At 72.0% G+C, this 25,373-nt stretch carries 24 protein-coding genes and 1 pseudogene; 10 read left to right on the top strand and 15 right to left on the bottom strand.

The annotated features are described in order from the left end of the window. Positions 1–43: 43 nt before the first annotated feature. A complete protein-coding gene (locus OG933_RS21525; RefSeq protein WP_020132888.1) occupies positions 44–1,636 on the bottom strand; it encodes a phage tail sheath subtilisin-like domain-containing protein in 1,593 nt (530 codons plus the stop codon). Between the two features lie 313 nt (positions 1,637–1,949). On the opposite strand from OG933_RS21525, the gene OG933_RS21520 reads away from it, so the two are divergent. Together OG933_RS21520 and OG933_RS21515 are read left to right on the top strand one after the other, a co-directional pair. Further along, positions 1,950–3,371: a hydrolase gene (locus tag OG933_RS21520; RefSeq protein ID WP_362530475.1), complete on the top strand. Its 1,422-nt coding sequence runs from the start codon at positions 1,950–1,952 to the stop codon at positions 3,369–3,371. Positions 3,372–3,491: 120 nt separating this feature from the next. Next, positions 3,492–4,871 (top strand): ricin-type beta-trefoil lectin domain protein, encoded by a 1,380-nt coding sequence (locus OG933_RS21515; protein WP_362530478.1) that lies wholly within the window; start codon positions 3,492–3,494, stop codon positions 4,869–4,871. A 21-nt stretch (positions 4,872–4,892) separates the two neighbouring features. On the opposite strand, the gene OG933_RS21510 is transcribed toward OG933_RS21515, so the two are convergent. From OG933_RS21510 to OG933_RS21500, 3 genes are all read right to left on the bottom strand, one after another. Then, positions 4,893–6,935 (bottom strand): ATP-binding protein, encoded by a 2,043-nt coding sequence (locus OG933_RS21510; RefSeq protein WP_405633469.1) that lies wholly within the window; start codon positions 6,933–6,935, stop codon positions 4,893–4,895. A 98-nt stretch (positions 6,936–7,033) separates the two neighbouring features. Beyond that, positions 7,034–7,708, bottom strand: coding sequence for a DUF4255 domain-containing protein (locus tag OG933_RS21505; RefSeq protein ID WP_362530481.1), 675 nt, complete (start codon positions 7,706–7,708; stop codon positions 7,034–7,036). A gap of 139 nt (positions 7,709–7,847) precedes the next feature. Beyond that, positions 7,848–8,558, bottom strand: a complete 711-nt coding sequence (locus OG933_RS21500; protein ID WP_405628491.1) for a LuxR C-terminal-related transcriptional regulator — start codon at positions 8,556–8,558, stop codon at positions 7,848–7,850. A gap of 297 nt (positions 8,559–8,855) precedes the next feature. Between OG933_RS21500 and OG933_RS21495 the strand changes: the two genes are divergently transcribed. The 4 genes from OG933_RS21495 to OG933_RS21480 all read left to right on the top strand — a co-directional run bounded on the left by OG933_RS21495 (position 8,856) and on the right by OG933_RS21480 (position 13,011). After that, complete coding sequence (locus OG933_RS21495) at positions 8,856–11,816, top strand: AAA family ATPase (protein WP_405628490.1); 2,961 nt, start codon at positions 8,856–8,858, stop codon at positions 11,814–11,816. Positions 11,817–11,868: 52 nt separating this feature from the next. Next, a complete protein-coding gene (locus OG933_RS21490) occupies positions 11,869–12,210 on the top strand; it encodes a VOC family protein (RefSeq protein ID WP_362530485.1) in 342 nt (113 codons plus the stop codon). A 141-nt stretch (positions 12,211–12,351) separates the two neighbouring features. Next, positions 12,352–12,705 carry a hypothetical protein gene (locus OG933_RS21485; RefSeq protein ID WP_362530488.1) on the top strand — a complete coding sequence of 118 codons (354 nt, stop codon included), beginning with the start codon at positions 12,352–12,354 and terminating at the stop codon, positions 12,703–12,705. A 93-nt stretch (positions 12,706–12,798) separates the two neighbouring features. Then, the gene (locus OG933_RS21480) at positions 12,799–13,011 is read left to right on the top strand and encodes a DUF4287 domain-containing protein (RefSeq protein WP_314221757.1); all 213 of its coding nucleotides are present in this window, start codon (positions 12,799–12,801) and stop codon (positions 13,009–13,011) included. 25 nt (positions 13,012–13,036) lie between these two features. On the opposite strand, the gene OG933_RS21475 is transcribed toward OG933_RS21480, so the two are convergent. Continuing rightward, positions 13,037–14,545: a DEAD/DEAH box helicase gene (locus OG933_RS21475; RefSeq protein WP_054241980.1), complete on the bottom strand. Its 1,509-nt coding sequence runs from the start codon at positions 14,543–14,545 to the stop codon at positions 13,037–13,039. A 131-nt stretch (positions 14,546–14,676) separates the two neighbouring features. After that, on the bottom strand, positions 14,677–14,880 hold the full coding sequence (locus tag OG933_RS21470; RefSeq protein WP_020133270.1) for a cold-shock protein: 204 nt from the start codon (positions 14,878–14,880) through the stop codon (positions 14,677–14,679). 368 nt (positions 14,881–15,248) lie between these two features. Here OG933_RS21470 and OG933_RS21465 point away from each other — a divergent pair, with 368 nt between their 5' ends. After that, positions 15,249–15,542: an SCO0607 family lipoprotein gene (locus tag OG933_RS21465; protein ID WP_405633466.1), complete on the top strand. Its 294-nt coding sequence runs from the start codon at positions 15,249–15,251 to the stop codon at positions 15,540–15,542. 22 nt (positions 15,543–15,564) lie between these two features. After that, the gene (locus OG933_RS21460; protein ID WP_405633464.1) at positions 15,565–15,927 is read left to right on the top strand and encodes a DUF952 domain-containing protein; all 363 of its coding nucleotides are present in this window, start codon (positions 15,565–15,567) and stop codon (positions 15,925–15,927) included. A gap of 156 nt (positions 15,928–16,083) precedes the next feature. On the opposite strand, the gene OG933_RS21455 is transcribed toward OG933_RS21460, so the two are convergent. The 6 genes from OG933_RS21455 to OG933_RS21430 all read right to left on the bottom strand — a co-directional run bounded on the left by OG933_RS21455 (position 16,084) and on the right by OG933_RS21430 (position 21,365). Continuing rightward, complete coding sequence (locus OG933_RS21455; RefSeq protein WP_020133267.1) at positions 16,084–16,539, bottom strand: tellurite resistance TerB family protein; 456 nt, start codon at positions 16,537–16,539, stop codon at positions 16,084–16,086. 95 nt (positions 16,540–16,634) lie between these two features. Then, on the bottom strand, positions 16,635–17,141 hold the full coding sequence (locus tag OG933_RS21450) for a TauD/TfdA family dioxygenase (RefSeq protein ID WP_362530492.1): 507 nt from the start codon (positions 17,139–17,141) through the stop codon (positions 16,635–16,637). An 87-nt stretch (positions 17,142–17,228) separates the two neighbouring features. After that, positions 17,229–18,035, bottom strand: coding sequence for an ABC transporter ATP-binding protein (locus OG933_RS21445; protein ID WP_405628487.1), 807 nt, complete (start codon positions 18,033–18,035; stop codon positions 17,229–17,231). Further along, complete coding sequence (locus OG933_RS21440; RefSeq protein WP_405628485.1) at positions 18,022–19,074, bottom strand: ABC transporter substrate-binding protein; 1,053 nt, start codon at positions 19,072–19,074, stop codon at positions 18,022–18,024. Before OG933_RS21440 ends, OG933_RS21445 begins: the two co-directional genes overlap by 14 nt. 163 nt (positions 19,075–19,237) lie before the next feature. Further along, positions 19,238–20,098: an ABC transporter permease gene (locus OG933_RS21435; RefSeq protein ID WP_405628483.1), complete on the bottom strand. Its 861-nt coding sequence runs from the start codon at positions 20,096–20,098 to the stop codon at positions 19,238–19,240. A 292-nt stretch (positions 20,099–20,390) separates the two neighbouring features. After that, on the bottom strand, positions 20,391–21,365 hold the full coding sequence (locus OG933_RS21430) for a hypothetical protein (RefSeq protein WP_405628482.1): 975 nt from the start codon (positions 21,363–21,365) through the stop codon (positions 20,391–20,393). Positions 21,366–21,626: 261 nt separating this feature from the next. Here OG933_RS21430 and OG933_RS21425 point away from each other — a divergent pair, with 261 nt between their 5' ends. After that, on the top strand, positions 21,627–23,210 hold the full coding sequence (locus OG933_RS21425; protein WP_405628480.1) for a carbohydrate-binding protein: 1,584 nt from the start codon (positions 21,627–21,629) through the stop codon (positions 23,208–23,210). A gap of 60 nt (positions 23,211–23,270) precedes the next feature. Here the strand turns inward: OG933_RS21425 and OG933_RS21420 are convergent, their stop codons facing one another. Both OG933_RS21420 and OG933_RS21415 read right to left on the bottom strand, forming a co-directional pair. Beyond that, complete coding sequence (locus OG933_RS21420; protein WP_362530505.1) at positions 23,271–23,735, bottom strand: TIGR03618 family F420-dependent PPOX class oxidoreductase; 465 nt, start codon at positions 23,733–23,735, stop codon at positions 23,271–23,273. Positions 23,736–23,779: 44 nt separating this feature from the next. Next, positions 23,780–23,959 (bottom strand): annotated as a pseudogene (locus OG933_RS21415) (NUDIX hydrolase); the annotation flags it as partial. A 57-nt stretch (positions 23,960–24,016) separates the two neighbouring features. Between OG933_RS21415 and OG933_RS21410 the strand changes: the two are divergent. Further along, positions 24,017–24,562: a hypothetical protein gene (locus OG933_RS21410; protein WP_405633720.1), complete on the top strand. Its 546-nt coding sequence runs from the start codon at positions 24,017–24,019 to the stop codon at positions 24,560–24,562. 50 nt (positions 24,563–24,612) lie between these two features. On the opposite strand, the gene OG933_RS21405 is transcribed toward OG933_RS21410, so the two are convergent. Next, the gene (locus OG933_RS21405; RefSeq protein ID WP_405633462.1) at positions 24,613–25,284 is read right to left on the bottom strand and encodes a TetR/AcrR family transcriptional regulator; all 672 of its coding nucleotides are present in this window, start codon (positions 25,282–25,284) and stop codon (positions 24,613–24,615) included. Between the last annotated feature and the right edge of the window lie 89 nt (positions 25,285–25,373).

Genomic DNA, 25,373 nt, shown 5'->3' with positions numbered 1-25,373 from the left:
GTGGTGAAGAGGGCGGTACGACGGCGGAGGGCCTGCTCCGGGCCTACTCCTCCAGCTCTCCGTTGCCGCTGGAGAACTGGGCCAGCCGGAAGATCACGAACTCGGCGGGCTTGACCGGCGCGATGCCGATCTCGCAGATCACACGGCCGAGGTCGACCGACTCCGGCGGGTTGGACTCCTCGTCACACTTGACGTAGAACGCCTCTTCGGGACGGGCGCCGAACAGCGCGCCCCCGCGCCACTCGTTCACGAGGAACGCCGAGACGTTGCGCCGGATCCGGGCCCACAGGGCGTGGTCGTTCGGCTCGAACACCACCCACTGGGTGCCGATCAGGATCGACTCCTCCAGGTAGTTGAAGTACCGGCGGACGTTCAGGTAGCGCCAGGCCGGGTCGGAGGAGAGGGTGCGGGCGCCCCAGATGCGGATGCCGCGGCCCGGGAACGCCCGGATGCAGTTCACGCCGATCGGGTTCAGCAGGTCCTGCTCGCCACGGGTGATCTGGATCTCCAGGTCCACCGCGCCGCGCACGACCTCGTTCGCTGGGGCCTTGTGCACGCCGCGCTCGGAGTCGTTGCGGGCCCACACACCGGCCACGTGGCCGCTCGGCGGGATCAGCCGGGCCTTGCCGGCGGACGGGTCGAAGGACTTGATCCACGGGTAGTACAGGGCCGCGTACTTGGAGTCGTAGCCGGCCGTCTCCTGGCGCCACACCCGGATCTGACGGGCGTTCAGGCCGGGCGGCGGGTCGATGATGGCGACGCGGTCGCCCATCAGCTCGCAGTGGGCGATCAGGCCCAGCTGGACGGCCTTGACCGACTCCAGGTCGATCGCGCCGCGCTGGTAGGCGGCCATCAGGTCGGGCACCGCGACCATGGACACCTCGTCGACGGCCTCCAGGCCACCGAAGCCGGTGCGGTCGGAGCTGTCGCCCAGGTACTGGGCCGGGCCGACGGGCTGCGCGGCCTCGACCGCACCGGCCGGCGCGCCTGCGGGCGGCGCGGCCAGCGCGACCGTCTGGTTGTCCGGGCGGGCCAGCTGCGCGGCGGGCGCCGCCTCGGCCACGGTGATGAGCTTGGAGCGCTCCTTGACCTGGGTGACGACGTAGGAGCGGTTGCCCTTCTTCGCCGACACGTCGAACGTCTCGACGGCCTTGTCGCCGTCCTTGACGATCAGCTTGAAGCGCTCGGCGGGGCCTTCGCCCTCCGCGTCCGCGACCTCGACGCTCAGCGGGCCGCCGGTCTCGCCCGGCGCCACGGCCGTCACCGTGAACGTGCCGAGCTGCTTGGGCTCACCGGCCGGGAGGGCGGCCGGCGCGGAGCCGGAACCGGACACCGCGGCGGGCGACTTGGCGTCTCCTGCGGCACCCGCCGAGGTACCGCCGACACGGACGACGTACGCCGCCGAGCCACCGTTGTTGAAGAAACCGTAGACGGAGTGCGCCAGGTAGTAGCCGTCGGTGAAGTCACCGAACGCGGCCACGTACTGGGTCCAGTTGGTCACCAGGGTCGGCTCGTTGAGGGGGCCGGTCGGGGCGAGCCCGACGAAGGCCGCCACCGAGGTGCCCACCCCTTCGATCGGGCGGGAGCCGCTGGCCACCTCCTCGACGTATACGCCGGGCGACAGGTAGGACGGCATGCTGTGCTCTCCTCGGGGTACGCGTCAGGACGTCTTTCACCGTCACGCGCGAAGCGCGTCTGCCGAAACGGCTTCCGGTGCACGGTCCGGGGCACGGCTGTTGCCCTCGCGGGCAGCGCGGGCCGCCGGGCCCCGCCCGCGCCGCCGTCGCCGCCGCCGGTGCGCCGGGGTCCCCGGCGGGAGCACGGGGGCGGCCGCGGGGGCGGTGACGGGCCGTCGGGTCCCCTCGGGCAGCCGGCCGCGGCCCGGCAGGGCACGCACCCTGCCCCGTCGCCTCTGACCCCGCCCGCCGCCCTCCCCGTAGCGTCGGCACGTGAGCCTGTGGACATCCCTCGAACCCGCCTCCGTCACCGTCGACCCCGGCAGCCGGGCGACCGTCCGGCTGCGGGTGCGCAACACCGGTGACGTCGTCGACGAGTACCGCTTCGAGCCGGTCGGCCCGACCGCACCCTGGACGACGGTTGAGCCGCAGACCCTGCGGTTGTATCCGGGGACGACGGGCACGGTCGAGCTGACCTTCGCCCCGCCGCGCACCCCGGACGCGACGGCCGGCCCCAACCCCTACGCGGTGCGCATCACGCCGACCGAGCATCCGGAGGCGGTGACCGTCCCCGAGGGGAACCTGACGATCACGCCGTTCACCGAGGTGCGCGCGGAACTGGTGCCGCCGACGGTGAAGGGACGGTTCCGCGGCCGGCCGCGCCTCGCGATCGACAACATCGGCAACACCAAGCTCACCGCCTCGCTGAGCGGCAGCGACCACGGCGACCGGCTGGCGTACGAGCTCCAGCCGGCCAATGTGCAGATCGAGCCGGGCCGGGCGGTGTTCGTGAACACGACGCTGCGCCCGCGCCAGATCATCTGGTTCGGCTCGAAGGAGGAGCAGCGCTACAACCTGGCGGTGCGCCGGTCGGGTGCGCAGGCGCTGGAGGTGGAGGGCACCTTCGTGCAGCGCGGGTTCCTGCCGCGCTGGCTGGCGACGGCGCTCAGCCTGACGATGGCCCTGGCGATCGCGTTCGTGATGATCTGGCTGGCGTACAAGCCGCAGGTCAACAGCAGCGCCAACGAGAAGCTCGCGGAGGCCGGCGTCAGCACCCTCGCGCCCAGCCCCTCGGCCACGCCCAGCGCCCCGGCCCTGGTGCCCACCCCGACGGCCCCCGTCGTGGTCGAGGCGCCCGCCACCAGCCAGGCCCCGGCCGACAGCGGCAGCGGCGGGGGCGGCGGGGGCGGCGGGACCACCGAGTCGAAGGCTCCCGTGAAGCCCAAGCAGGAGACGGCGGCCGACGCCGTGAACAAGCTCGCGGCACGCAGCGACGGGCGGCACATCTGCTACCGCGCCTATGTGGCGGACAAGGGCTGGCAGGACCCGGTCTGCGACGGCGCGATCGCCGGTACGACCGGCAAGAACCTGGCCATCAAGGCCCTCAACATCGCCACGGCGAGGACCGGCGGCGTCACGGGCAACGCCGCCCATGTGGTCGGGGGCTGGCTGACCGGCGACAAGTGGTCGAAGGCCGGCGACGGCGTCAACATGTGGATGGGCTCCAGCAAGCCGGCGGTCGCGGCGATGGAGGGCTACACGATCAAGACGATCGAGGGCTCCGTCTGCCAGAACGCGCACGTCAAGGACCGGGGCTGGCTGGGGAACGGCTGCACCAAGGCCGGTGACTGGATCTACGGCGGCAGCCCCATGGAACAGAAGCTCCAACTGGAAGCCGTCCGCTTCACCGTCTGACACGCGGGTGACACCCGGTCCGAAACCGGGTGAACGGGCACGACCGATCGTCCCTTTCGGGCAGCGGTCGTGCCCCCCGGCCTCCTGACGCGCCCTCGCCCCGCGGCATAGCGTCGACAGGTGACTCTGTGGACTTCTCTGGAACCGGCCGCGGCGACCGTCGACCCCGGCGGCACTACGACCGTACGGCTGCGGGTGCGCAACACCGGTGACGTCGTCGACGAGTACCGCTTCGAGCCGGTGGGCGCGGTGGCACCCTGGACGGCGGTGGAGCCGCAGACGCTGCGGTTGTATCCGGGGACGACGGGCACGGTCGAGCTGACCTTCGCCCCGCCGCGCACCCCGGACGCGACGGCCGGCCCCAACCCCTACGCGGTGCGCATCACGCCGACCGAGCATCCGGAGGCGGTGACCGTCCCCGAGGGGAACCTGACGATCACGCCGTTCACCGAGGTGCGCGCGGAACTGGTGCCGCCGACGGTGAAGGGGCGGTTCCGCGGCCGGCCGCGCCTCGCGATCGACAACATCGGCAACACCCGGCTGACGGCGTCCGTCACGGGCACCGACATGGGTGACCACCTCGGGTACGAGTTCCGGCCGGGCAGCGTGCAGATCGAGCCGGGCCGGGCGGTGTTCGTCGACACGACACTGCGCCCCCGCCAGATCATCTGGTTCGGTTCGAAGGAGCAGCGGCCGTACGCGCTGAGCGTGCAGCGGTCGGGGGCGGTGCCGCTCTCGGTGGACGGCACGTTCGTGCAGCGCGGGTTCCTGCCGCGCTGGCTGGCGACGGCGCTCAGCCTGACGATGGCCCTGGCGATCGCGTTCGTGATGATCTGGCTGGCGTACAAGCCGCAGGTCAACACCAGCGCCAGCGAGAAGCTCGCGGAGGCCGGCAGCACCGCGCTGCCCAGTCCGTCCGTCTCCGCGCCGTCGGCGCCGAAGGTGGACGCCTCCGCAGCACCGCTGCCCGAGCAGCAGACGTCCTCCGCCCCGGCCGCGGAGGAGGACGGCAGCGGCGGTTCCACGTCCGGTGGTTCCTCGGGGTCGGGCAGCGGGAGCGGCAGCGGATCCGGCGGCTCGGGCGGCACGAAGACGACGGCTCCCGTGCCCGGCGCCGTGATCATCGGCCAGGCCTCGGACCGGTGCATCGACATCACCGGTGCCCAGAACGGCAAGGGCAAGGACGGCACCCCGCTCCAGCTGTGGGACTGCGCCGGGTCGGCCAATCAGAAGTGGGTGTTCAAGAGCGACGGCACCGTGCGCGCGCTCGGTCTGTGCATGGACGTCGCCTGGGGGTCGAAGGACGACGGCGCGGTCATCCAGGTGGCCAACTGCTCCGGCAACCCGGCCCAGCAGTGGGTGCTGAGCCAGTACGGCGACCTGGTCAACCCGCAGGCCGACAAGTGCATCGACGCCAAGGACAACGGCACCGGCAACGGCACCAAGCTCCAGCTGTGGACGTGCTCGGGGACGCCCAACCAGAAGTGGCGCGCGGAGTAGCAGCCAACAGGTGGAGCCGGCCTACCAGTTGGCTTCGCCCGGCACCAGGCGGCCCGCCTTGCGGTACTCGCGGCGGGCCCCCTCCAGCAGGTCGCCGTCGCCGACCGGCTCGTCGCGTCCGGCGGCGAGGTAGGCGGCGGTGACGACGGCGCTGCGGATCGAACCGCCGGCCAGCTCGAAGTCCTTGGCCAGCTGCCCGGGATCGACGTCGGCGGCGCACGGCACGTGACACAGCCCGTGCCGCCACAGCGCGAGCCGTTGCCCGGCGTCGGGGAACGGGAAGTCGACCACCAGGTCCAGGCGCCGGGTGAACGCCTCGTCGATGTTGGCGCGCAGGTTGGTGGTGAGCAGCGCGATGCCGTCGAAGGACTCCAGCCGCTGGAGCAGGTACGCGCTCTCCATGTTGGCGTACTTGTCGTGCGCGTCCTTGACCTCCGACCGCTTCCCGAAGACGGCGTCGGCCTCGTCGAAGAGCAGTACGGCGTCGGTGCGGTCGGCCTCGGAGAAGATGCGCTCCAGGTTCTTCTCGGTCTCACCGACGTACTTGTCGACGATCGAGGAGAGCTGGACGACGTAGAGATCGAGGCCGAGTTCGGCGGCGACGACCTCGGCGGAGAGCGTCTTGCCGGTGCCGGACTCGCCCGCGAACAGTCCGAGCACCCCGCGGCCGCGCCCGCCGCCGGCGCTGAGCCGCCAGTCGCCGAGCACCCGGTCGCGGTGCCGGGCCCGCAGGGCGAGTTCGCGCAGCTGGGTCAACGGCCGCTCGGGCAGCACGAGGTCCTGCCAGCCGACGTCCGGGCGGATCCGCCGCGCGTGCCGTTCGAGGCCGGACGCCGACTGCTGTCGCGCGGCCAGCCGCACATGGTCGGCGGTGAGCGGCCCGCCCTCGAAGGCGGCCAGGACGGAGGCGGCCCGCGCCGCCCGGGCGACCCGCTCGCCGCCGAGGCGGTAGGGGGCGACGGTGGCGGCGAGGTCGAAGCCGGGAGCGGTGTCGAGGGGGCCGGCGGAGTCCAGCGCGGCCGCCCAGGCGGCCGTCCCGCCGGCCCGGCGGCGCGGCGCCTCCAGGACCAGCGGATCGTGCGTGGACCAGTGCGGATCGTAGGGGCGCGGGTCCGTGAGCAGGACGGTGACGTCCTGCGCGTCGGCCAGCGCGCCGATCAGCGGCCCCGGCTGGTCCGGCAGGCCGGACAGCACGACCGCCCGGCCGCCGAGCCGTGCCTCGCGCAGCAGGCCGGGCACGCCGTCCTCGGGCCCGGTGAAGCGGAGGGCGTCGACTCCGGCGGCGCGCAGGGCGGAGGTGATCGCGGCGAGGCCGTCGCCCTCGCGGTGTTCGCGCAGATAGGCGGTGAGCGGGCCGCCCTCCCGCATCCGGCGCGCGAGCAGCCGGACGAAGTCCTCGTCGTCGGCGGGCAGCGGCGGGGGCAGCGGGTGCAGGTGTCCGTGCAGGGCGGCGTCCGGGGTGTCGTCGCCCAGCAGATGGGCGAGCAGCCGGTCCGGTACGCGCAACAAGCGTGACAGGAAGGGCCGTTCGGGCTCCTCGACGTCCAGCAGCCCGTACGCGCGCAGCGGCGCCGAGGAGTGGAAACGGGCGCGGGCCGCGGCCAGGTGGGCGGGCACCCCGCACAGTTCGAGGGCGAGCCCCACGGTGGCCCGCCGCCTGCTCACATCGTCGTTGAGGTAGCCGTAGAGCGGCTCGAAGTCGCGGTCCAGATCGGGCGCGAGGGCGATGAGGAGGATCGCGGCGTCCAGCTCGGTGAGCCGGAGCCGGGCGGCGAGGGCGCTGAGCGAGTCGGTCGGGTCTGCTTCCCGGGGCGGGGGCGCGACGGGACCGGCGGCGGCCCGGCCACCGCCGAGCAGGTGCCGTACCGCCTCCTCGGAGAGGTACAGGCCGCGCAGCGGATCGGCGGCCGTCGGGTCGACGGCGGCCCGCCGGTCGACCAGGGCACCGACCCGATCCCGCAGCACACCGACCCGCCCGAGCAACGCGCCGGCCCGGTCGTCCCGGACATCGAGGCCACCCTGCCCCACGTGCTCCCCGTGTCCCTCGTGCTCCCCGTGCCCCACAGGGCCGGTCACAGCCGCCTCGGTGTCGAGTGTGAACGTATCGGTGTCGGGTGCCGGTGCGTCGACGTCGGCCTCGGCTGCCTCGGCGTACGCGTCGTTCACCGCTGGTCCGGGCGGTGGGTGCCGGCCTCGCGGGCGGCGCGGGCCGCGGCCACCTGGTGGGGGCGGTGGGCGCGTTCGCCGGACTCCGGGGGGTCGCCGTCCATCCCGCGCAGGCGGACCGCCGCGCCCTCCGTGACCGGCGGCCCGGCGTCGTACTCCGGGTAGGCCGGGAAGGGTGCCGTGACCACCAGGTCCAGCGACGGCTTCAGCTCACCGCCCAGGGCGGACCAGATCTCGGCGAGGGAACGCGACTCGGTCTGGATGCCGGCCACCGTCACCGGCATCGCGAGCCCCAACGCGCGCAGGGAGCCCGGGAGCTCGTCGGCCGGCAGCATCTCGCGCGGCAGCAGCGTCGCCAACACGGCCGACAGCAGACGGTGTTCGTCCTGCGGGGTCCGCGTCCAGGCGGTCACCAGGTACGACAGCCGGAACCAGCGCGGCGGTTGACGGCGCTTCACGACGACGTCCCGCTCGTCCCGCACCGCCATCTGGCCGCGCTGGCGACGGGTCACGTCCTCACGGATGTCGTACAAGTAGGTGTTGATCACAGGGGCGTTGCGCCGGGCCGCCCAGTCCCGGGTCGGAGCCTCGAAGGAGACGTCGATGCCGGAGCCCGCGAGCGCGCCGCTCGAGAGCAGCTCTTTGAGGACCTCGTCCACCTCGTGGATCACCGTCGTGCTCCTCAACTTGCCGTGCCACACCCACTGTCCGACGATCGTGCCCCGGACAGCCCCGGATCCGCAGGCACGACAGGGTCGGCGGCCGGGCAGGGCATGCTGCCCGCGTGTCCGCCTTCGATTGCCCGTTCGGTCAGATGTAGCCTTCCCGCAGGGCATATGCCACCGCGTGCGCCCGGTTGCGCAGATGCAACCGCGTCGTGAGTCCGTGCATGACGTTCTTGACAGTTCGTTCGGAGTAGGACAGCTTGCTGGCGATCTCTCCGGTGTCCAGGCCCTCGGCGACCAGCCGCAGGACGTCCACCTCCCGTGGCGCGAGTCCCAGGGAGGGGGCGCCGGGCCGGCCCGCCGCACCGCGGTGCAGCGTGCCCACCTGGCTGATGAGCCTGCCGAGCAGGTCGGCGGGCAGGTCGCCGTCGCCGCGGTGGGCGGCCAGCACCGCCTGCACCAGCCGGTGCGCGGTGGCCTCGCGGCGCCAGACGATGGCCCCGACCCCGCACTCGATGACGTCCAGGAGTTCCGTCTCGCGGATCGTGCCCACGACGAGCACCGCCCGCGCCCCCTCGCTGCGCACGATCCGCCGCAGCCGGCCCAGCGCCCCCTCGTCGAGGGTGTCCTCGATCAGCAGCGCCACCGTGCCGGCGGCGGCCGAGATTTCCTCGCGGACCTCGACCTCGGGGCGCCCGCGCAACTGGCTGACGGCGCCCTCGCGGGAGATCGGGTCGGGTGCCTGGACGGCCACGGGAATCCGCCGCCGGGTGCCGAGGGCGACGCCTGGAACGGCGGCGCCCATCGCGGCGATACCCGCGGTTCCGGTCTCTGTTGTCCGTGGTGAGCTGAGCAACCGTTTCCCCCAAGTTCACGGGCCCGCCGTCCGATGGGGACCGGTGACGGGTGGGTACGGTCCAAACTTCTGTGACCTCCGGGGCGCGCGCAATCGTGGAGCACCACGAGGCGGACCACGAGAGCAAGCCCCCCACCACCACGATTCGCCTGCATCGTCGCAGGTCAGAGCATTTTCGGTCGGTGTGCGCCAGGGCATCGTGAGCCTCGCCACAACGGCCGCGCGGACCCGTACCGAACCGCACGACCTCTACGTGTACATGGACAAGTCCGATGTGCCCGACAGCAGGAGGCAGGGATGACCGGACCGTTGCGGGAACGCGAGGACGCGCACGCGCTGCTCACGGCGGAGGCGGAGCGGGCCCGAGCCGGCGCGGGCCGTCTCGTCCTGCTGCGCGGGGCCACGGGCACCGGCCGGTCCGCCGTCCTGGAGGCCGCCGCCGCGCACGCCACCCACCTGGGCCTGCGGGTGCTGCGCGCCCGCTGCTCACCCGACGACATCGCGCTGCCGTTCTCCTCGGTGCTCCATCTCCTCGGCTCCGTACCCGAGTTCGCGGACGTCGGGCCGGGTGACGACGACCGGGGGAGCGCGGCGCGGCTGTGGCGGCTGCTGCGTTCGTACGCCGACGAGTCGCCGCTCATGGTGGCCGTGGACGACGTCCACCTCGCCGACGAGGCCTCGCGCCGCTGGTTCGTGGAGGCGGCCCGCCGCATCGACCGATTACCGGTACTCCTGGTGGCCACCGAGCGCAGTCAGTACGACATCGACCCGCGGCCCGCCGGTCTCACCCACGCCCTGTCCCCGTCCGTGGTCCGCACCCACACCCTCGCCCCGCTCACCGACGACGCCGCGGCCGACCTGGTCCGGGCCGCCTTCCCGACGGCCTCCGACCGGTGGACGGCGGACTGCGTGCGGGCCGGCGCGGGCAGCCCGCTGCTTCTGCACGCCCTCCTCGACGACCTCGACGGCGCCCCGCCGCCGACGGCCGTCCCGAGGACGTGCGCCGCGCTGTACCCGGGTTCCTACCCGGCGGCCGTCTCCTGGTGGCTGGACAGCGCGGGCCCGGCGACGGCGGAGGTGGCCCGCACCCTCGCGGCCCTGGAACAGGCGGAACGCACGGAACAGACGGAACGGGCCGCACGGGCCGAGCGGGCGGCGGGCGCCGAGCGGGCGGGGGGCTCCGTTGCCCGCAACGCCGTCCCCGTCCCCCTCCCCGGCCCCGTCCCTGACCCGGACCCCGTCCCTGCTCCCGACAGCGACAGCGACAGCTACAGCTACAGCGATACCGACACCGTCACCGTCACCGAAGCCGCCCATGAAGACCTGCCCGCCGCCGAAGTCGCCACTGACGCCCTCGCCGCGCTCGTCGCCGACGCCTCCGGCGCCGACCCGGCCCGTGTCTCCGGGTGGTTCATCGCGATGACGCGGCTCGGCGTGCTGCGCCCGGACCGGGCCGGCCGCCCCCGCTACGCGCACCCGCTCCTGCGGGACGCCGTTCTCGGCGGCTGGTCCACCGCCCGTCGTCAGGACGCGCACCGGGCGGTCGCCCAGGCGATGCTGCGCCGGGGCGACCACCTCGACGCCGTGGCACGGCAGTTGCTGGGCAGCGCGCCCACCGGCCTGCCCTGGGCGCTGCGCGTGCTGCGCGACGCCGCCACCGTGGCCGCCCGGGACGCCCGCCCCGGCGACGCCGTCCGCTACCTGCGCCGAGCCCTCCAGGAACCGCTGCCCGACGACCTGCGGCAGCGGCTGCTCACCGAACTCGGCTCCCTGGAGTACGCCTCGGCCGACACCCCGGCGGGCATCCCACGGCTGACCGAGGCGCTCGACCTGCCCGCCGAACCCCGGGACCAGGTCCGTACGGCCATCGCGCTGGGCACCGCGCTCGTGGGCCGGGGGGAGGTCCGTACGGCGGTGGAGGTGCTGCGCCGGCTGGAGGGCCGGCTGGCCGGTCACCCCGACCTGGCGCGGGCCCTGCAGACCGCGTCCGCGCTGCTCTCGGACCAGGACCAGACGGTTCGCCGGGAGGCCTACCGCTGGCTCACCGACACCGCCGAACGCTCCCCGGAACTCGTCGGCGCGTCCGGGCAGGCCCTGCTCGTGCGGTACGCGGCGACCGCGGGCGACCTCCCGGCGCAGGAGGCGATGCGACGGCTGCGCACCCTCCTGACGGAACCCGCCGATCCCCTGGCCGAGCCGTTTTTGCTGGGCACGGCCGCTGCGGTGGCCCAGTGGGCCGACGAACTCGACGAAGCCGAACGCCTGGTGGAACGCGGCCTGGCTGGCCAGCATCCGAGCCTCCTGCACCCGATGGAACAGGCCCTGCTGGACACCAGGTGGGACATCGCGGCGGCGCGGGGCGCGTACGGCACGCTGCTCGCCGCCCTCCCCGAGGCGGGCCGTGCCCGGCGCACCGGCGGGAGCCCGGTCAACGCCGACGCGCACACCCTGCTCGCGCTGGTCGAGACGGGCCGTACGCCGCAGGCCCGCCGGCTGGCCGACACCTTCGACCTCCGCGACACCCCGGACTCCTGGGAGCTGAACCGGTTCCTGTACGCGCGGGGCGTGCTGCGCTACACCGAGGGGGATGTCGCGGGCGCCCTGCACGACTTCCTGGAGTGCGGCCGGCGTCAGTCCGCCCGCGCCGTGCACAGTCCGGTCGTCACGCCGTGGCGGACGGCGGCCGCGGAGTGCCGGCTGGCGCTGGGCAACCCCCAGGAGGCGCTGGCCCTGGCGACGGAGGAACTGCGACTGGCCCGGGTGTGGAACACCCCGCGCACGACTGGACGGGCGTTGCGGGTCCTGGGCCGGGCCACCCGGGGCCGGCGGGGCCTGGAACTGGGCGCCGAGGCGGTGGCCGTCCTGCGGGACTCCCCGGCCGAGGCGGAACTCGTGGCCTCCCTCCTCGCCCATGGTCGGCAGTTGACCGCCGCCGGTGAACGCGGGCGGGGCCGCGACCATCTGCGGGAGGGCGCCGAACGCGCCGAACGGCTGGGCAGCGTCCGCCTGCTGACCTACGCCGAACAGGCCCTCCGGACCGCGGGCGGCCGCCGTACCACGCCCGCGCACACCGGTTCCGGGTCCCTCACCGGCAGCGAGCGCCGCATCGCGGAACTCGCGGCGGACGGCCGCACCAACACCGAGATAGCGGACCTCCTGCAGGTGGCCCGCCGTACCGTGGAAACCCACCTGACCAGCTCCTACCGGAAGTTGGGCATTCGGCGCCGGGGCGAGTTGCGGGGTGTGCTGGACGACTGAGGCGGCTGCGTGGCACCGGGTCGTCGCGCGCCGCCGGACCTACGATGAGGGGATGGCCGTCGACCTCTTCGCAGGCATTCCCGTCAACGACTACGCAGCGGCCCTCGCCTGGTACGAGCGGCTGCTCGGCGCCCCGCCGGCGTTCTTCCCGAACGACACGGAGGCCGTCTGGGAGCTCGCCGAACACCGCTACCTGTACATCGAGCACCGCCCGGGCCACGAGGGCCACGCCTTGAACACCCTCTTCGTGGACGACCTCGACACCCGGGTCGCCGCCATCACCGGCCGCGGTCTGACCCCGACCCGCCGCGAGACCTACTCCAACGGCGTGCGCAAGGTCACCTTCCACGACCCGGACGGCAACGAGATCGGCCTCGGCGGAGCTCCCGCCTGACCGCCCGACGCCCCCTGGCCGGCCCGCGAAGCGCCAGTTCAGGGCCGGTTCCCGGTGTGCCGAGGCCGCTGTGACAGGCCTGGGACCGGAGGAGTGGCTTCCGCCACAGCCCGCCCGGCCCCGCCCTGGTGGGGTGACCGGATGCGTACCGCACTCTCCGTACTGCGCGGCTGTCTGCCGCCGCTCCTGGTACACCTGCTGATCGGCCTTCCGACGGCCGTCGTCCTGCTGTGCGCGCGCTGGTACCTCAGCTACGGGCACTGCACCTACGAGGACCTCGGCCTCCGTGACCTGGACCGGTGCACGTACGACCAGATCGAGGACGGCGGTTTCGTGCGGATCACGCTCGTCCTGTTCGCGGTGTTCGTCGCGCTGCTGATCGTCCTCTTCGACGGCCTGCGCCCCCTGAGGACAGGCCGCCCCCTCACGTTCCGGCTGCTGACCCTGCCCGCGATCCTGCTGCCCTACGCCGTGTACGTCGCCGCCGGCGGGTGAGCGCGGGCCGCGGCCACGCGACCGCCGGAGGCAGGTGACGCGGATCACTTCCCCGCGCCGATCACTTCTCCCGCCCGCGCCGGTCGTACGGACATGACTGAAGCTGTGAAGGGCCCCGCGAGTTACTTCCCGTCGATCGAGAAGAAGTACGGACGTCCGATCGCCGAGTGGAAGACCCTGATCCGGGCCTCGCCACTCACCCGGCACATGGAACTCGTCGCCTGGCTGAAGACCGAGCACGGGCTGGGGCACGGCCACGCCAACGCGCTGGTCGCGCACACGCTGGCGGAGGACGCCGGCGTGTGAGCCCCCGCCGGCCCCCGGCCCGGTCTCAGCGGCCGTTCGCGGTGTTGCCGTTGCCCTTGGCGGGGGAGCGGCGACGGCCCTGGGAGGTGGGTCGTCCGCCCTGGGAGGTGGGACGGCCGTTGCCCTGGGCCGCGGGACGGCCACGGCGCGAGCGCGCGGTGGACGCCGAGCGCGCGGGACGCTCCTCGGTGACCGCCGGAGCGAGGACGACCGGCACGCCGGAGGGCGCCTGAGCGCCGGTGATACGGCTCAGCTCGGTCTCGCCCGAGCGGACCCGGGTGGTCTGCGGGGTGATGCCGGCGTCGGCCATCAGCCGCGTCATCTCACGGCGCTGATGGGGCAGGACCAGCGTGACGACGGTGCCGGACTCGCCGGCGCGTGCCGTACGGCCGCCGCGGTGCAGGTAGTCCTTGTGGTCGGCGGGCGGGTCGACGTTGACGACCAGGTCGAGGTTGTCGACGTGGATGCCACGGGCCGCGACGTTGGTCGCCACCAGCACCGTGACGTGGCCGTCCTTGAACTGGGCCAGGGTCCGGGTCCGCTGGTTCTGGGACTTGCCGCCGTGCAGGGACGCGGCGCGCACCCCGACCGCCAGCAGCTTCTTCGCCAGCCGGTCCGCCGCGTGCTTGGTGTCCAGGAACATGATCACGCGTCCGTCGCGGGCGGCGATCTCCGTCGTCGTGGCGTGCTTGTCCTCGTCCTCCACGTGCAGCACGTGGTGCTCCATCGTGGTGACGGCGCCCGCCGACGGGTCGACCGAGTGGACGACGGGGTCGTGCAGGTAGTTCCGCACCAGCCGGTCGACGTTGCGGTCCAGGGTGGCGGAGAACAGCATCCGCTGGCCGTCGGGAAGCACCTGGTCGAGCAGCTGCGTCACCTGCGGCATGAAGCCCATGTCGGCCATCTGGTCGGCCTCGTCGAGGACGGTGATGGCGACCCGGTCCAGCCGGCAGTCGCCCCGGTCGATGAGGTCCTTGAGGCGGCCGGGCGTGGCCACGACGACCTCGGCGCCGCCGCGCAGGGCGCTCGCCTGCCGGCCGATCGACAGACCGCCGACCACCGTGGCGAGCCGCAGCCGCAGCGCGCGGGCGTAGGGGGTGAGGGCGTCGGTGACCTGCTGGGCCAGTTCCCGGGTCGGGACGAGGACCAGGGCCAGCGGCTGCCGGGGCTCGGCCCGCTGTCCGGCCGTACGGGCCAGCAGCGCGAGCCCGAAGGCGAGGGTCTTGCCGGAACCGGTGCGGCCACGGCCCAGGACGTCCCGGCCGGCCAGCGAGTTCGGCAGCGTCGCGGCCTGGATCGGGAACGGGGTGGTCACACCCTCGGCACCGAGGGCGGTCAGCAGCCGCTCGGGCATGTCGAGTTCCGCGAACGACTCGACGGCCGGCAGTCCCGGGGTGAGGGTCACGGGCAGCGCGAATTCACCGCCGGACGCGGCGGGACGACTCCCGCGTCCACTCCGCCCGGGCTTGGCCGAACGGGAGGGGGCGCCCTGGCGCCGGTCCGTACGGGAGCGGACGGAGCTGTTGCGGTTCATCCGATACCTTCCTCGAAAGGGCAAAATGCCATGGGCCGGGGCCCGCACTCAGGAGTGCGGGCCCCGGCCACGTAGTCCGCGTGATGCGCAGCCGATCGCGTCAGCGTCAGCGTCAGGCGGCGTCAGGCGGTTCAGGCGGGCTGGATGTTCTCCGCCTGCGGGCCCTTCTGGCCCTGAGTGACGTCGAAGGTAACCTTCTGGCCTTCCTGAAGCTCACGGAAGCCGGACGTGGCGATGTTCGAGTAGTGGGCGAACACGTCAGCGCCGCCACCGTCCTGCTCGATGAAGCCGAAGCCCTTTTCCGAGTTGAACCACTTCACGGTGCCAGATGCCATGTTGAATCTCCCTATGGGGCAATGCCCGGACTCCGCACCTTGCGGACCCGGGTGCGGCAGGATCGGGAATGCCCCAAAAACAAAAAGAGTGCCCGTCGACGGAAGGTCGAAGAGCACTCAAAAGCCTCTGGTAACCGAAACTGCCACTTTTATCACGGTAGCACAGGTCCGGATGAGGGGCCGGGGACCGGGAGAGCGCCACCGCGACGTGTTGAGCACGTCGTCCCAGGCATATGAGTACCCGTACTCAAGAGGAACACTCCCGCCGCTCGGCAGGCTGATCGCACACCCGGTTCGGCCGTGAGGCCGGCCGGCCGTCGAGCAGCGCAGAGGAGCCGACCGTGCCTGGGACCAGGAACCGAGTGGGAGTGGGCCGCGCCCTGGCCGGTGCGGTCGTGGCGGCCGCCGTGGCCGTCGCGACGCTGACCGGCTGCTCCCTCCGGATCGAGGAGGCGAGCTGCGGCGGCGGCGAGTACCCGGTGCTGGCGGTGAACAGCGGCGGCGGCGACTGTGTGCCGGACGGCGAGGAGCCGGCCCAGGGCTGGGCCCGCTATCCGGAGGGCAAGGTCCCCGAGAAGGTCGGCGACGAGTGGGACATCTACTGGAGCACCCACACCCTCGACGAGAACGGCGAGATCATCGAGCTTCCCGAGGGCGGGTGAACGCCCGTTGTATAACGGGATGATGATTTATCACGTCGTACCGCTCGACGACTGGAGCACCGCCCCCGAGCGGCCCTACGCGCCGGCCTCACTCGCGGAGGACGGGTTCGTCCACTGCTCGCCCGACGAGGCGACCACGCTCGCCGTCGTCAACGCGTTCTACCGGACCGGCCCCCGGCCGCTGCTGGCGCTCGTGCTCGACGAGAAGCGGCTCACCGCGGTCTGCGCATGGGAGGCCGCCGCGCCCGCCCCGCCGCCCGGAGTCGCCGAAGGCACCCTGTTCCCGCACGTGTTCGGGCCGATCGACCGGGACGCGGTGACCCGCGTCCTGGAGGTCCGATGGGACGACAACGGCCTGGCGACCGGCCTGACGGACAGGGTCTGACGAGGCGTCGGCCGTCTGCGCTGACGCCCCGGCGGCGCTCGGAGGGTGGTGCGGGAGTACCCCTACGGTCTTCCCGCCCCACCCTCCGGCGGTCCGGCCGAGCGGCGCAGCTTCACCTTGCCCGGCGCGGCGACGCCGACGGGAGCAAGGGCGCGCTCAGAGGTCGAACTCGTGCGGCGGCAGGTCGAGGGTGAAGCACGCCTCCCGTACGACGGCCTGCTCGGTCTTGTCGAAGTCGCCGTCGGCGCCGCCGATCACGATGCCGATCTGGATGACGGCCCGTGCCTCGGCCGGCTTCTTCTTCGCCTTGGCGATCTCCTGGAGAACGCTGACCTTGCCGAAGTCGAAGTCGGTGGTCAGCTTGTTGAGGTTGTCGTCGAAGCGCCGCTGGAGATCCGTGGCGTCGAAGTTCTGCAGCACCTCGTTGGAGGCGATCAGCTGTGCCACCCGGCGCCGCTCCGCGGGGTCGATGGTGCCGTCCGCCGCCGCGACCAGGGCACACATCGCCATGCTCGCGTCGCGGAAGGCGCCGCTCTTGAGGTCGTTCTTCTTCGACACGAGCTGGGTCTGCATCGTCGACGCGGACTCCTTGATGCGGTCCCACAGGGCCATGAGAACTCCAGAAGTTCGGGGCGGAGTAAGTGGCTGCACAAGATCTACAGCAACGTAGAAACTAACAGCCGCCCCGATAAGTTCCCTGGGTCCCCTCAGTCCCCTTGGTCTCCTTGGTCTCCTCGGGCCCCCGTTCCACGGGGCCGGTCGCCGCGCAGTGTGATGCGGTGCATGACGCGGTGCCGGTCGCCGTAGTCGCGGTTGGCGTAGTGGGCCGTGCTGCGGTTGTCCCACAGGGCCACGTCGCCCGGCCGCCAGCGATGGCGCACGAGATGCTCGGGCTTGGTGAGATGGGCGTACAGGATGTCGAGCAGGCCCCGGCTCTCGTGCTCCGAGACGCCGACGATGTGCGAGGTGAACCCCGGGTTCACGAAGGTGACCTCGCCGAGCCGTCGGCCGAACTCGATCTGCGTGGCGTCGTCCAGCCCGTCCTGGCCGCGCACGAACAGCACTTTGTGCTGCACCAGCGCGGTCCGCAGCGCGGCGACCTCCTCGTCGGTCGCGCGGGCGAGGTCGATGCCGTGGATCTCGGCGCCGAAGTCCGGTCCGAGGGGGGTGAGGGGGAGCCGGGGCGGGGCGCTCCGCCGGGTTTCGAGGGTCACCTCGGTGACGAGGTTCGCCTGGGTTTCGAGGTTCGCCTTGGTTTCGAGGGTCACCTGGGCTTCCTTCCTTTCGTGCCGGTACGGCGGTCAGGCCGCGGCGGCGGACTTGATGGCGTGGGCGACCTGCGCGCGCAGGTCGGCGAACTCGCGGGATTCGCGCAGTTCGTCGGCGTCGACGCCGACCCGCGGCAGGGTGATCGGCAGGTCCAGGGCGACCGTCCCCGGGCTCCTGGTCAGCACGACGATGCGGGAGCCGAGGAACACCGCCTCGTCCGCCGAGTGGGTCACGAAGACCGTGGTCCGGCCGGTCTGGGCGGTGACCTGCCGGACGTCCTCCTGGAGACGTTCGCGGGTCAGCGCGTCCAGCGCGGCGAACGGCTCGTCGAGCAGGAACAGCGGGTTCTCGGCGGCCAGGGCACGGGCGATCGCCACGCGCTGCTGCTGGCCCCCGGAGATCTCCCAGACGCGTCGCCTCTCGGTGCCCTCGAGGCCGACCCGGGCCAGCAACTCGGCCCGCCGCTGCGGCCATTGAGCCCGGCCGACCCGCGCGTACCGCAGGGCGAGGTCGATGTTTCCGCCGACCGTCCGCCAGGGGAACAGCCGGGGTGTCTGGAACACCACGCCTGCCGTCTGCCCGGGGCGGGCCGCGCTGCCGGAGATCCGCACCGCACCGTGGGTGGGCTGCTCGAAACCGGCGATCAGCCGGAGCAGTGTGCTCTTGCCGCAGCCGGAGGCGCCGACCAGGACGAGGAACTCGCCCGCCGGGACGGTGAGATCGACGGGCCCCACGGCGGTGACGGGGCCGTACCGATGGGTGACGTCGTCGAGCCGGACCGAGCCGGCGCCGGCGTCCTCCGCCTCGACTCCTCTGGTGGCGGTCTCACTTGAGGACATCGGGCAGCCCCTTCAGGTAGAACGCCTTGCCGACGACGTCCTCGGAGGGCGCGCCCTCGATCTGCTTCTGTCCGGCCAGGAAGGCGCCGGTGTCGGTGAGGTAGGTCAGCAGCTTGCCCGGACTGCCGTCGGTGCCCAGCCAGTCGGCGGAGGTGACCTCCTCCGGCGTGAGGAACACTCCCTGGGCGAGCTGGGCCTTGGCGTCGGCGGCGCTGATGTTCAGCTCGGCCGACACCGACTCGACCGCGCCCTCGGGGTCGGACTCGATCAGCCGCAGGGCCTCGGCCTCCACCTTGCGCCAGGCGTCGATCGCCGTCGGGTCCTGCGCGACCAGCTCGTCCGAGACGACCGCCAGGTCCAGGGTCGGCTTGCCCGCGGCGCCTATCTCCTTGCTGCTGGTGAGCTGGGTGCCGGTCTTGCGCAGTTCGTCGAGGGTCGGCAGCCAGACGTAGGCGGCGTCGATGTCCCCACGCTGCCAGGCGGCGATGATCGGCTGCGGCTGGAGGTCGACGAGCTTGACGTCGGAGGTCTTCAGCCCGGCCGTCTCCAGCGCTGCCAGCAGGCTGTAGTGCGAGGTCGAGGCGAAGGGGGTGGCGATGGTCCTGCCCCTGAGACCGGCGACGTCCGTGATGCCGGTGTCCTTGCGGGCGACGAGGGCCTCGTTCTCGCCGGCGACGTCCAGGATCCAGGCGACCTTGTACGGGATCGGTGAACTTCCGGAGATGCCCCGGGCGAAGGGGCTCGAGCCGAGTGCGGCGATGTCGAGGGACTTCCCGAGGAACGCCTGGTTGACGCTGGCACCGGAGTCGAACTTGATCCAGGTGATCTTGTAGTCCGGGAGTGCCTTCTCCAGCAGTTTCCGGTTCTTCACGATCAGGTCGCCGCTGGGAAAGGCGAAGTATCCGATACGCAGCCGCTTCGCTCCGCCGGACGAGGACGCCGCACTGTCCGAGGAGCAACCGGTGACGGTGGCGGTGACGGCGGCCAGGGCACCGGCGAGCAGCAGCCGACGGGACGGGCCTTGGGGTACACGGGTCATGGCGGTCCGTTCCTGTACAGGGAAGGGGAGGAGAGGGGAGCGGAAGCGAGGGGAGGGGAGGGGAGGCGAAGGGGGGAGGAGACGCGAGGGAAGGTGGTGACGGTCCGCGCGAGAAGGGCGAGAAGGGCGAGAAGGGCGGGGAGGGCGAGAAGGGCGGGGAGGGTTATGCGCGCCCGCGCCAGGGCACGAGGGCACGCTCCAGCCGCAGCAGCAGTCCGTCGATGAACAGCCCGGAGACCCCGATGGCGATGATGCCGACGAGCACCACGGGGGTGTTGTTGTAGTTGGCGGCGTCCTTGACCATGCCGCCGATGCCGGGCAGCCCGTTGACCAGTTCGGCCGCGACGAGCGAGGAGTAGGCCACGCCCACGGCCAGCCGGACGCCGGTGAGCGTCTCGGGCAGCGCGGACGGCACGACGACGTCCCTGACGACGTCCCACCGTGACCCGCCGAGCGCCCGCGCCGCCTCGACGAGACTCTGCGGCACGGCCGTGACGGCCGTCGTGGTGGACACCGCGACCGGCGGGAAGGCGGCCACGGCCAGCAGCGTGATCTTGGGCTCCTCGTTGATGCCCAGCCAGATGATGAGCAGCGAGAAGTACGCCAGCGGCGGCAGCGTCCGCAGGAAGGTGATCCAGGGCTCGAACAGCGAGCGCACCCAGCCGACGGTGCCCATGAACAGCCCGAACAGCACGCCGAGGGCGATGCCGATACCGGCGCCGAGCGCGATGCGCCGCAGGCTGATGCCGAGATGCTCGATGAGGGTGGTGCCGTTGTAGCCCCGTACGCCGTCGTGCGTCGTGGACACGTCGATGAACGCGTCCCACACCTTGGCCGGCGGCGGAACCAGTGTTTCGCTCCAGGTCCCGCTCACCGCCAGCAGCTGCCAGAGGGCGAGGAACAGCAGGAGCGAGCCGAAGGGCAGCGCGATGTGACGCAGACGCGCCCGAGCAGGGGAAGGAGCGGTGGAGTCGGTCGTCGTCGGAGAGGGATCGGCCTTGGAAAAAGGGCGTGTTGCGGACACGGGCGGCCTCCATGGGGCGCCGGAATACCGGGAGGAGACCCGCCGGGTCGTACACCGCACGGCGGGTGGAAGGAATCAGTGACCCGGTGTCAACAACACGCAGCCGGGCGTCGGCACAGGTCGATGACCAGGCGTCGCACCAAGGGCTCGTGAATCATGGGGCCCATTTCTACCGGAGCCGGGTACCGCTACCAAGAGGCGTCTTACTTCCTGGAACGGGACCCGTCGCGCGTGCGGCCCCCGGCGGGCCCGGCGTACGTCCGTGAACTGGGGCCGAGCAGGCCCGGCCCCGTCAGCCGAGGCAGATCAGGCCCAGCAGGCAGACGTCCGAAGGCGAGGTCCCCGCGGGGGCGGTGCTCGTCGAGGAGGACGACGAGGAGTTCGACGAAGACGACGACGAAGAAGATGATGACGACGAAGTCGAGGAGTTCGAGGCGGAGTTCGAGGCGGAGTTCGAGTTCGAGTTCGACGACTCCGTGCCGTCGGTCGAGGTGGAGGCGGACGACTGCTGCCCGCTCGCGCCACTCGCGCCACTGGCCCCGTTCGTGCCGGTCGTGTCCGTGGTGCCGGTCGTGCCGGTGGGAGCGGTGGCCGTTCCGTCGGCGGACGAGGTCCCGGTCCGCTGCCGGGGGACGGACGGCACCGTGGCGGGGGAGGAGGCCAGCGAGTCCGGGTGGGTGTTCGTCGACGACCGCGGGGTGCTGGGTGAGGGCGAGGTCCGGTGCGCGCCGGAGCGGCTCACCGTCGGCAGGGTGTGCTCCAGGGTCGGTTCCTCGCCGCCCGCCGTGGTCGGGGTCTCCGGCACGGTGGCCGCCTGTGCCTGGTCGCCGGTCTGGCGGTCCAGCGCGGCGAAGGTCAGACCGCCTCCGACGAGGGCGACGGCCGTCGCGACCACGGCTCGACGCTGGTTCTTCTTCCAGCGGGCCAGCTGCCGCCGACGGGCCGCCCGCCCCTGCCGCGCGTAGGGAACGGCCGTCGCGGACGGCACACTCTCGGAGTCGGGCGACGGGGCGGCCGACGACGCGGTGTCCGTGTACGACGCGGTGTCCGCGTACGTCGCGGTGCCCGCGTACGTCGTCGACGGAGGCGTGGGTCTCGCAGGCGTCGGATCCGGCATCGGGGTCGATATCCGTGTCGCCATCGCGACCCGGGCCGGGGCGATGCCGCGGTCGACCGTGACCGGCGCGATGTCCGGAGCGTAGGCGCCGCATCCAGGGCACACCAGGGCGCCGTTGAGATGCCGACGACACGTGGAGCAGTAGTCCATCTGCGGTCTTCCTACGCGGGGGTCGATGGCCGGCAACGCTAACGAGTCGTTCGAAAGACTGTGTGCAGTCTGTGTGACGCTCCTGCACGGATCCCTTGAGGAGATCGAGCGCACACGAGCACACACCACACTTCCGTCCACAGATGTGAACAGAGAACAGGTACGCGTCTCTTGACGCGCTCACGCCACGCCCCTAACTTCCGGGAGAAAGCGCTTTCTGGTCCGGCCGACCCGCACTCGTTCCGTTCCTGGAGATGAATCATGCAGCTGAGATCCGTCATGGCCTGCGTCAGCCTGGTGGCAGGAGCGCTCGTCGCGCTGTCCGGCACCACGGCCCAGGCGGCCACCACCACCCGCTACGAGGCGGAGACCTCCCCGGCGGTCTGCGCCGGTACCGTCGACTCCGACTGGACCGGCTACTCCGGCAGCGGATTCTGCAACGGCACCAACGCGACCAGCGGATACGCCCAGTTCACCGTGAACGCGGCCACGGCCGGCACGGCGACGCTGAACGTCCGCTTCGCCAACGGCGGCGGCACGGCGCGCCCGGCCTCCCTGGTCGTCAACGGCACGACCGTGCAGACGCCGTCCTTCGAGGCCACCGCCGCCTGGTCGACCTGGGTCACCAAGACGCTCACGGTGTCCCTCAACGCGGGCAGCAACACCGTCCGGCTCACCCCGACCACCGCGGCCGGCCTGCCCAACGTCGACTACCTGGAGGCGACGACCGCCGACAGCACCACACCCCCGGCCGGCGGCGCGCTCTACGTCTCACCGAGCGGCACGGACAGCGCGGCCGGCACCCAGTCGGCACCGACCACCCTCACCTCGGCGATCAGCCGGGTCACCGCGGGCGGCACGATCTACCTGCGCGGCGGGACGTACGCCCAGTCGTCGACGGTCACCGTCCCGGCGACCAGCAGCGGCACGGCGAGCGCGCTGACCACCCTGTCCGCCTACCCGGGTGAGACGCCGGTCCTCAACTTCTCGGCGCAGAGCGAGAGTTCTTCGAACCGCGGGCTCCAGCTGTTCGGCTCGTACTGGCATGTCCACGGGATCGTCGTCGAACACGCCGGTGACAACGGGATCTACGTCGGCGGCAGCCACAACGTCATCGAGCGCACCGTCACCCGCTTCAACCACGACACCGGGCTCCAGCTCGGCCGGATCGCCTCCAGCACCCCCGCCGCGCAGTGGCCGTCCGACAACCTGATCCTCTCCGCCGAGTCGCACGACAACGCCGACTCCGACGGCGAGGACGCCGACGGCTTCGCCGCGAAGCTCACCACCGGAACAGGCAACGTCTTCCGGTACGCCGTCTCGCACCACAACATCGACGACGGCTGGGACCTCTACACCAAGACCGACACCGGAGCCATCGGCCCGGTGACCGTCGAGGACTCCCTCTCCTACAACAACGGCACCCTCTCCGACGGCACCGTGAACACCAACGGCGACCGCAACGGCTACAAGCTCGGCGGCGACGACATCGCCGTCAACCACGTCGTCCGGCGCAGCATCGCCTACCGCAACGGCCATCACGGGTTCACGTACAACAGCAACCCGGGCTCCATGGCCGTGTCGAACAACCTGAGCGTCGACAACACCGAGCGCAACTACTCGTGGGACGCGGGGACCTCGGTGTTCCGCACGAACACGTCCTGCCGGTACAACGTCAGCGGCTCGAACGACAAGACGGTCGGTGACGCCGACAGCACCAACCAGTTCTGGACCGGCACCAACGGCTCCCGGTGCGCCTCCTCCTACGGCGGCGCCCTCGCCTGGTCCTTCGCCTCGAACGGCCAGCTGGTGGTGACGCTGGGCGGCACCAAGGTGACGCTCTAATAAGCGGCCGGTACGGGTGCGAGGGTCCTCCCCTCGCACCCGTACACGGTCACGCCGTGTCTAGCCGTCGATGTCGAGCGCCGTCCCGTACAGCCGGTCCACCTTCAGCCGGACGACCACCCGGCGTTCGGCGACCTGCTGCTCCAGGAACGCGTCCTCGTCCTGGCCCTCGGGTCGCGCGTCCGCCGGGATCATCCCGAGCAGCTCCCGTCCGACCGCGTCACCGGGGACGGCCGTGACCCCGGATACCTCGGCCTCGCCCTCGGCGACGGCGAACGACCACACGTCGTCGCCCGACACGTGCAGGGCGGCATGCGGGTCGTGGCGCAGGTGCTGGAGCTTGACGCGGTCGGCCGTCGTCGAGAACCGCACGATCCGGGCGTCGGCGTCCCAGCTGTAGAGCATCGTGGTCAGGTGCGGGTGCCCGGTACGCCGGACAGTGGCGAGCGTGCCGAACCGCTGCCGTCCGAGCAGTTCGGAGAGCGCTTCGTCGGACAACGTGCGAGGTGCGGGCCCTTGAGTCATGCCGTAATCAACTCCCTTGGAACCAAAGGTATTTCAATTCACCGTCATTCCACGGGAACTGTCGGGAGTGAGGAGCGCCCGCGCTTGCGGATGCTGGAGACCAAGGGCAGCGCGTCGACTTCTGCGGGCTCGAACCAACGCGCGTCCGTGGATTCGTCGGACACGGCGAGCCGTCCTGCCGACGGCCGCGCCAGGAAGCAGATCGAGAACTCCTGCCGTACCTCTGTGTGGGGTCCCGCAAGTAGGGTCCCTGAGTACCTATGTGATCGGCGGGGGCGGGTATGTCGGGACAGTTGTTCACCTTGATCGGTGTGCTCGTCGGCGCGGCGGCCTCGTACGTCGGTGGGGCCCTGATGGAGCGGGCCCGATGGCGGCGCCAGCTCACCACGAGGTGGGACGAGCATCGTCTGGACTGCTATCTCCGCTATGCCGACGCCGTGAAGAGGTTCACGTCACTGGCGGGCCGGCTGGCGGCGGGGAAGGGCCTTTTCCAACTCCCTCAGCCACTTGCCGAGGAAACCGGCCTGGAGCTGATGGCGGAGGCCGAACTGGAACGCGGTTACGCCTTCGAGGCCGTCCTCCTCATGGGAGACGCGGAAACCATCTCCGCGGCCCGGGCGCTGCAGCGCCACGCCTGGGTACTGGAACAGTTCGTCCGCGACATGCGCCCTGGCACACCGGACGACTGGATGAGGGCGTTCCGTGAGTTCCAGGAGAAGCGCGACGAGTTCTACGTAGCCGCCCGCGACAGCCTGGGCGTGCATGCGAAGTTCCGGCTGCGCTCGGAGGATCCGGCCCTCCTTGCCACCGATCCCCGCCATATGTAGACGATCCTCGGCCACGGGTTCGCCGAGGAGTTCGGCCTCGCGGGCGCTCCTCAGTTCGCCGACGCGCCGGTCAAGGTGTCGAGTTCGGCTGTGAAGAGCAGGGTGGGGTCGAAGCCCATTCCGTTGAAGTGGCCTGCCAGTTCGAGGGACAGGACGCCGTGCAGGCGGGTCCAGCAGGTCAGGGCCCGGTGGAGGGCGGCGGGCGGGGCGGGGTGGCCGGTCGTCCACTGGTCGCCGAGGCCTTCGAGGTGGACGGCGAGCGGGGTCGGCGGGCCGTCGGCGGGCAGGTCGGCGGGCAGGTCGGCGCAGGCGTCGAGCAGGGCCGTCATGATCTCGGACGCGATCGTGGTGACGTCGTCGGGCGCGTGGTAGCCCGGGACGGGCGTGCCGTAGACGAGGAAGTACCGCTGGGGGTCTGCCAGGGCCCAGTCGCGCAGCGTGTGCGCCAGTCCGGTCAGGCCGCCGCCCGCGGCCGAGGCGGTGCGGAAGGCGTCGGCGAGGCTTCGGTACGCGTCCCGGACGAGCTCGGTGATCAGCTCGTCGCGGCCGGCGAAGTACCGGTAGAGCGCGGGTCCGCTCATCCCCATCTGCTTGGCGATCGCGTTGAGGGAGAGCGCGGACGCCCCCGCCGTGGCGATCTGTTCCCACGCGCGCTCCTTGATCTCCGCCTGCACCTGGGCGCGATAGCGCTCGCGCGGGGTCGTCGTACCCGTCTCCGCCATGGCCTGCCGCCACCTCTCCGCTCTCACGGTCTCAAGGTCTCAAGCTCGAACGCGCAGTCGCGTCTATAGCATCAAGATTTAGTTAGAGG

Origin of the sequence: Streptomyces sp. NBC_00016, from assembly GCF_045040885.1 — a bacterium.
Classification (GTDB): domain Bacteria; phylum Actinomycetota; class Actinomycetes; order Streptomycetales; family Streptomycetaceae; genus Streptomyces; species Streptomyces coriariae.
This window is presented reverse-complemented; position numbering and strand designations above follow the sequence as displayed.

Excerpts from the sequence above, each read along its gene's own strand:
- OG933_RS21410 (WP_405633720.1), top strand. The coding sequence starts at position 24,017 with ATGTCGGGACAGTTGTTCACCTTGATCGGTGTGCTCGTCGGCGCGGCG.
- OG933_RS21470 (WP_020133270.1), bottom strand. The coding sequence starts at position 14,880 with ATGGCATCTGGCACCGTGAAGTGGTTCAACTCGGAAAAGGGCTTCGGC.
- OG933_RS21475 (WP_054241980.1), bottom strand. The coding sequence starts at position 14,545 with ATGAACCGCAACAGCTCCGTCCGCTCCCGTACGGACCGGCGCCAGGGC.
- OG933_RS21425 (WP_405628480.1), top strand. The coding sequence starts at position 21,627 with ATGCAGCTGAGATCCGTCATGGCCTGCGTCAGCCTGGTGGCAGGAGCG.
- OG933_RS21460 (WP_405633464.1), top strand. The coding sequence starts at position 15,565 with ATGATTTATCACGTCGTACCGCTCGACGACTGGAGCACCGCCCCCGAG.
- OG933_RS21405 (WP_405633462.1), bottom strand. The coding sequence starts at position 25,284 with ATGGCGGAGACGGGTACGACGACCCCGCGCGAGCGCTATCGCGCCCAG.
- OG933_RS21445 (WP_405628487.1), bottom strand. The coding sequence starts at position 18,035 with ATGTCCTCAAGTGAGACCGCCACCAGAGGAGTCGAGGCGGAGGACGCC.
- OG933_RS21490 (WP_362530485.1), top strand. The coding sequence starts at position 11,869 with ATGGCCGTCGACCTCTTCGCAGGCATTCCCGTCAACGACTACGCAGCG.
- OG933_RS21495 (WP_405628490.1), top strand. The coding sequence starts at position 8,856 with ATGACCGGACCGTTGCGGGAACGCGAGGACGCGCACGCGCTGCTCACG.
- OG933_RS21525 (WP_020132888.1), bottom strand. The coding sequence starts at position 1,636 with ATGCCGTCCTACCTGTCGCCCGGCGTATACGTCGAGGAGGTGGCCAGC.
- OG933_RS21430 (WP_405628482.1), bottom strand. The coding sequence starts at position 21,365 with ATGGACTACTGCTCCACGTGTCGTCGGCATCTCAACGGCGCCCTGGTG.
- OG933_RS21455 (WP_020133267.1), bottom strand. The coding sequence starts at position 16,539 with ATGGCCCTGTGGGACCGCATCAAGGAGTCCGCGTCGACGATGCAGACC.
- OG933_RS21480 (WP_314221757.1), top strand. The coding sequence starts at position 12,799 with ATGACTGAAGCTGTGAAGGGCCCCGCGAGTTACTTCCCGTCGATCGAG.
- OG933_RS21420 (WP_362530505.1), bottom strand. The coding sequence starts at position 23,735 with ATGACTCAAGGGCCCGCACCTCGCACGTTGTCCGACGAAGCGCTCTCC.
- OG933_RS21440 (WP_405628485.1), bottom strand. The coding sequence starts at position 19,074 with ATGACCCGTGTACCCCAAGGCCCGTCCCGTCGGCTGCTGCTCGCCGGT.
- OG933_RS21485 (WP_362530488.1), top strand. The coding sequence starts at position 12,352 with ATGCGTACCGCACTCTCCGTACTGCGCGGCTGTCTGCCGCCGCTCCTG.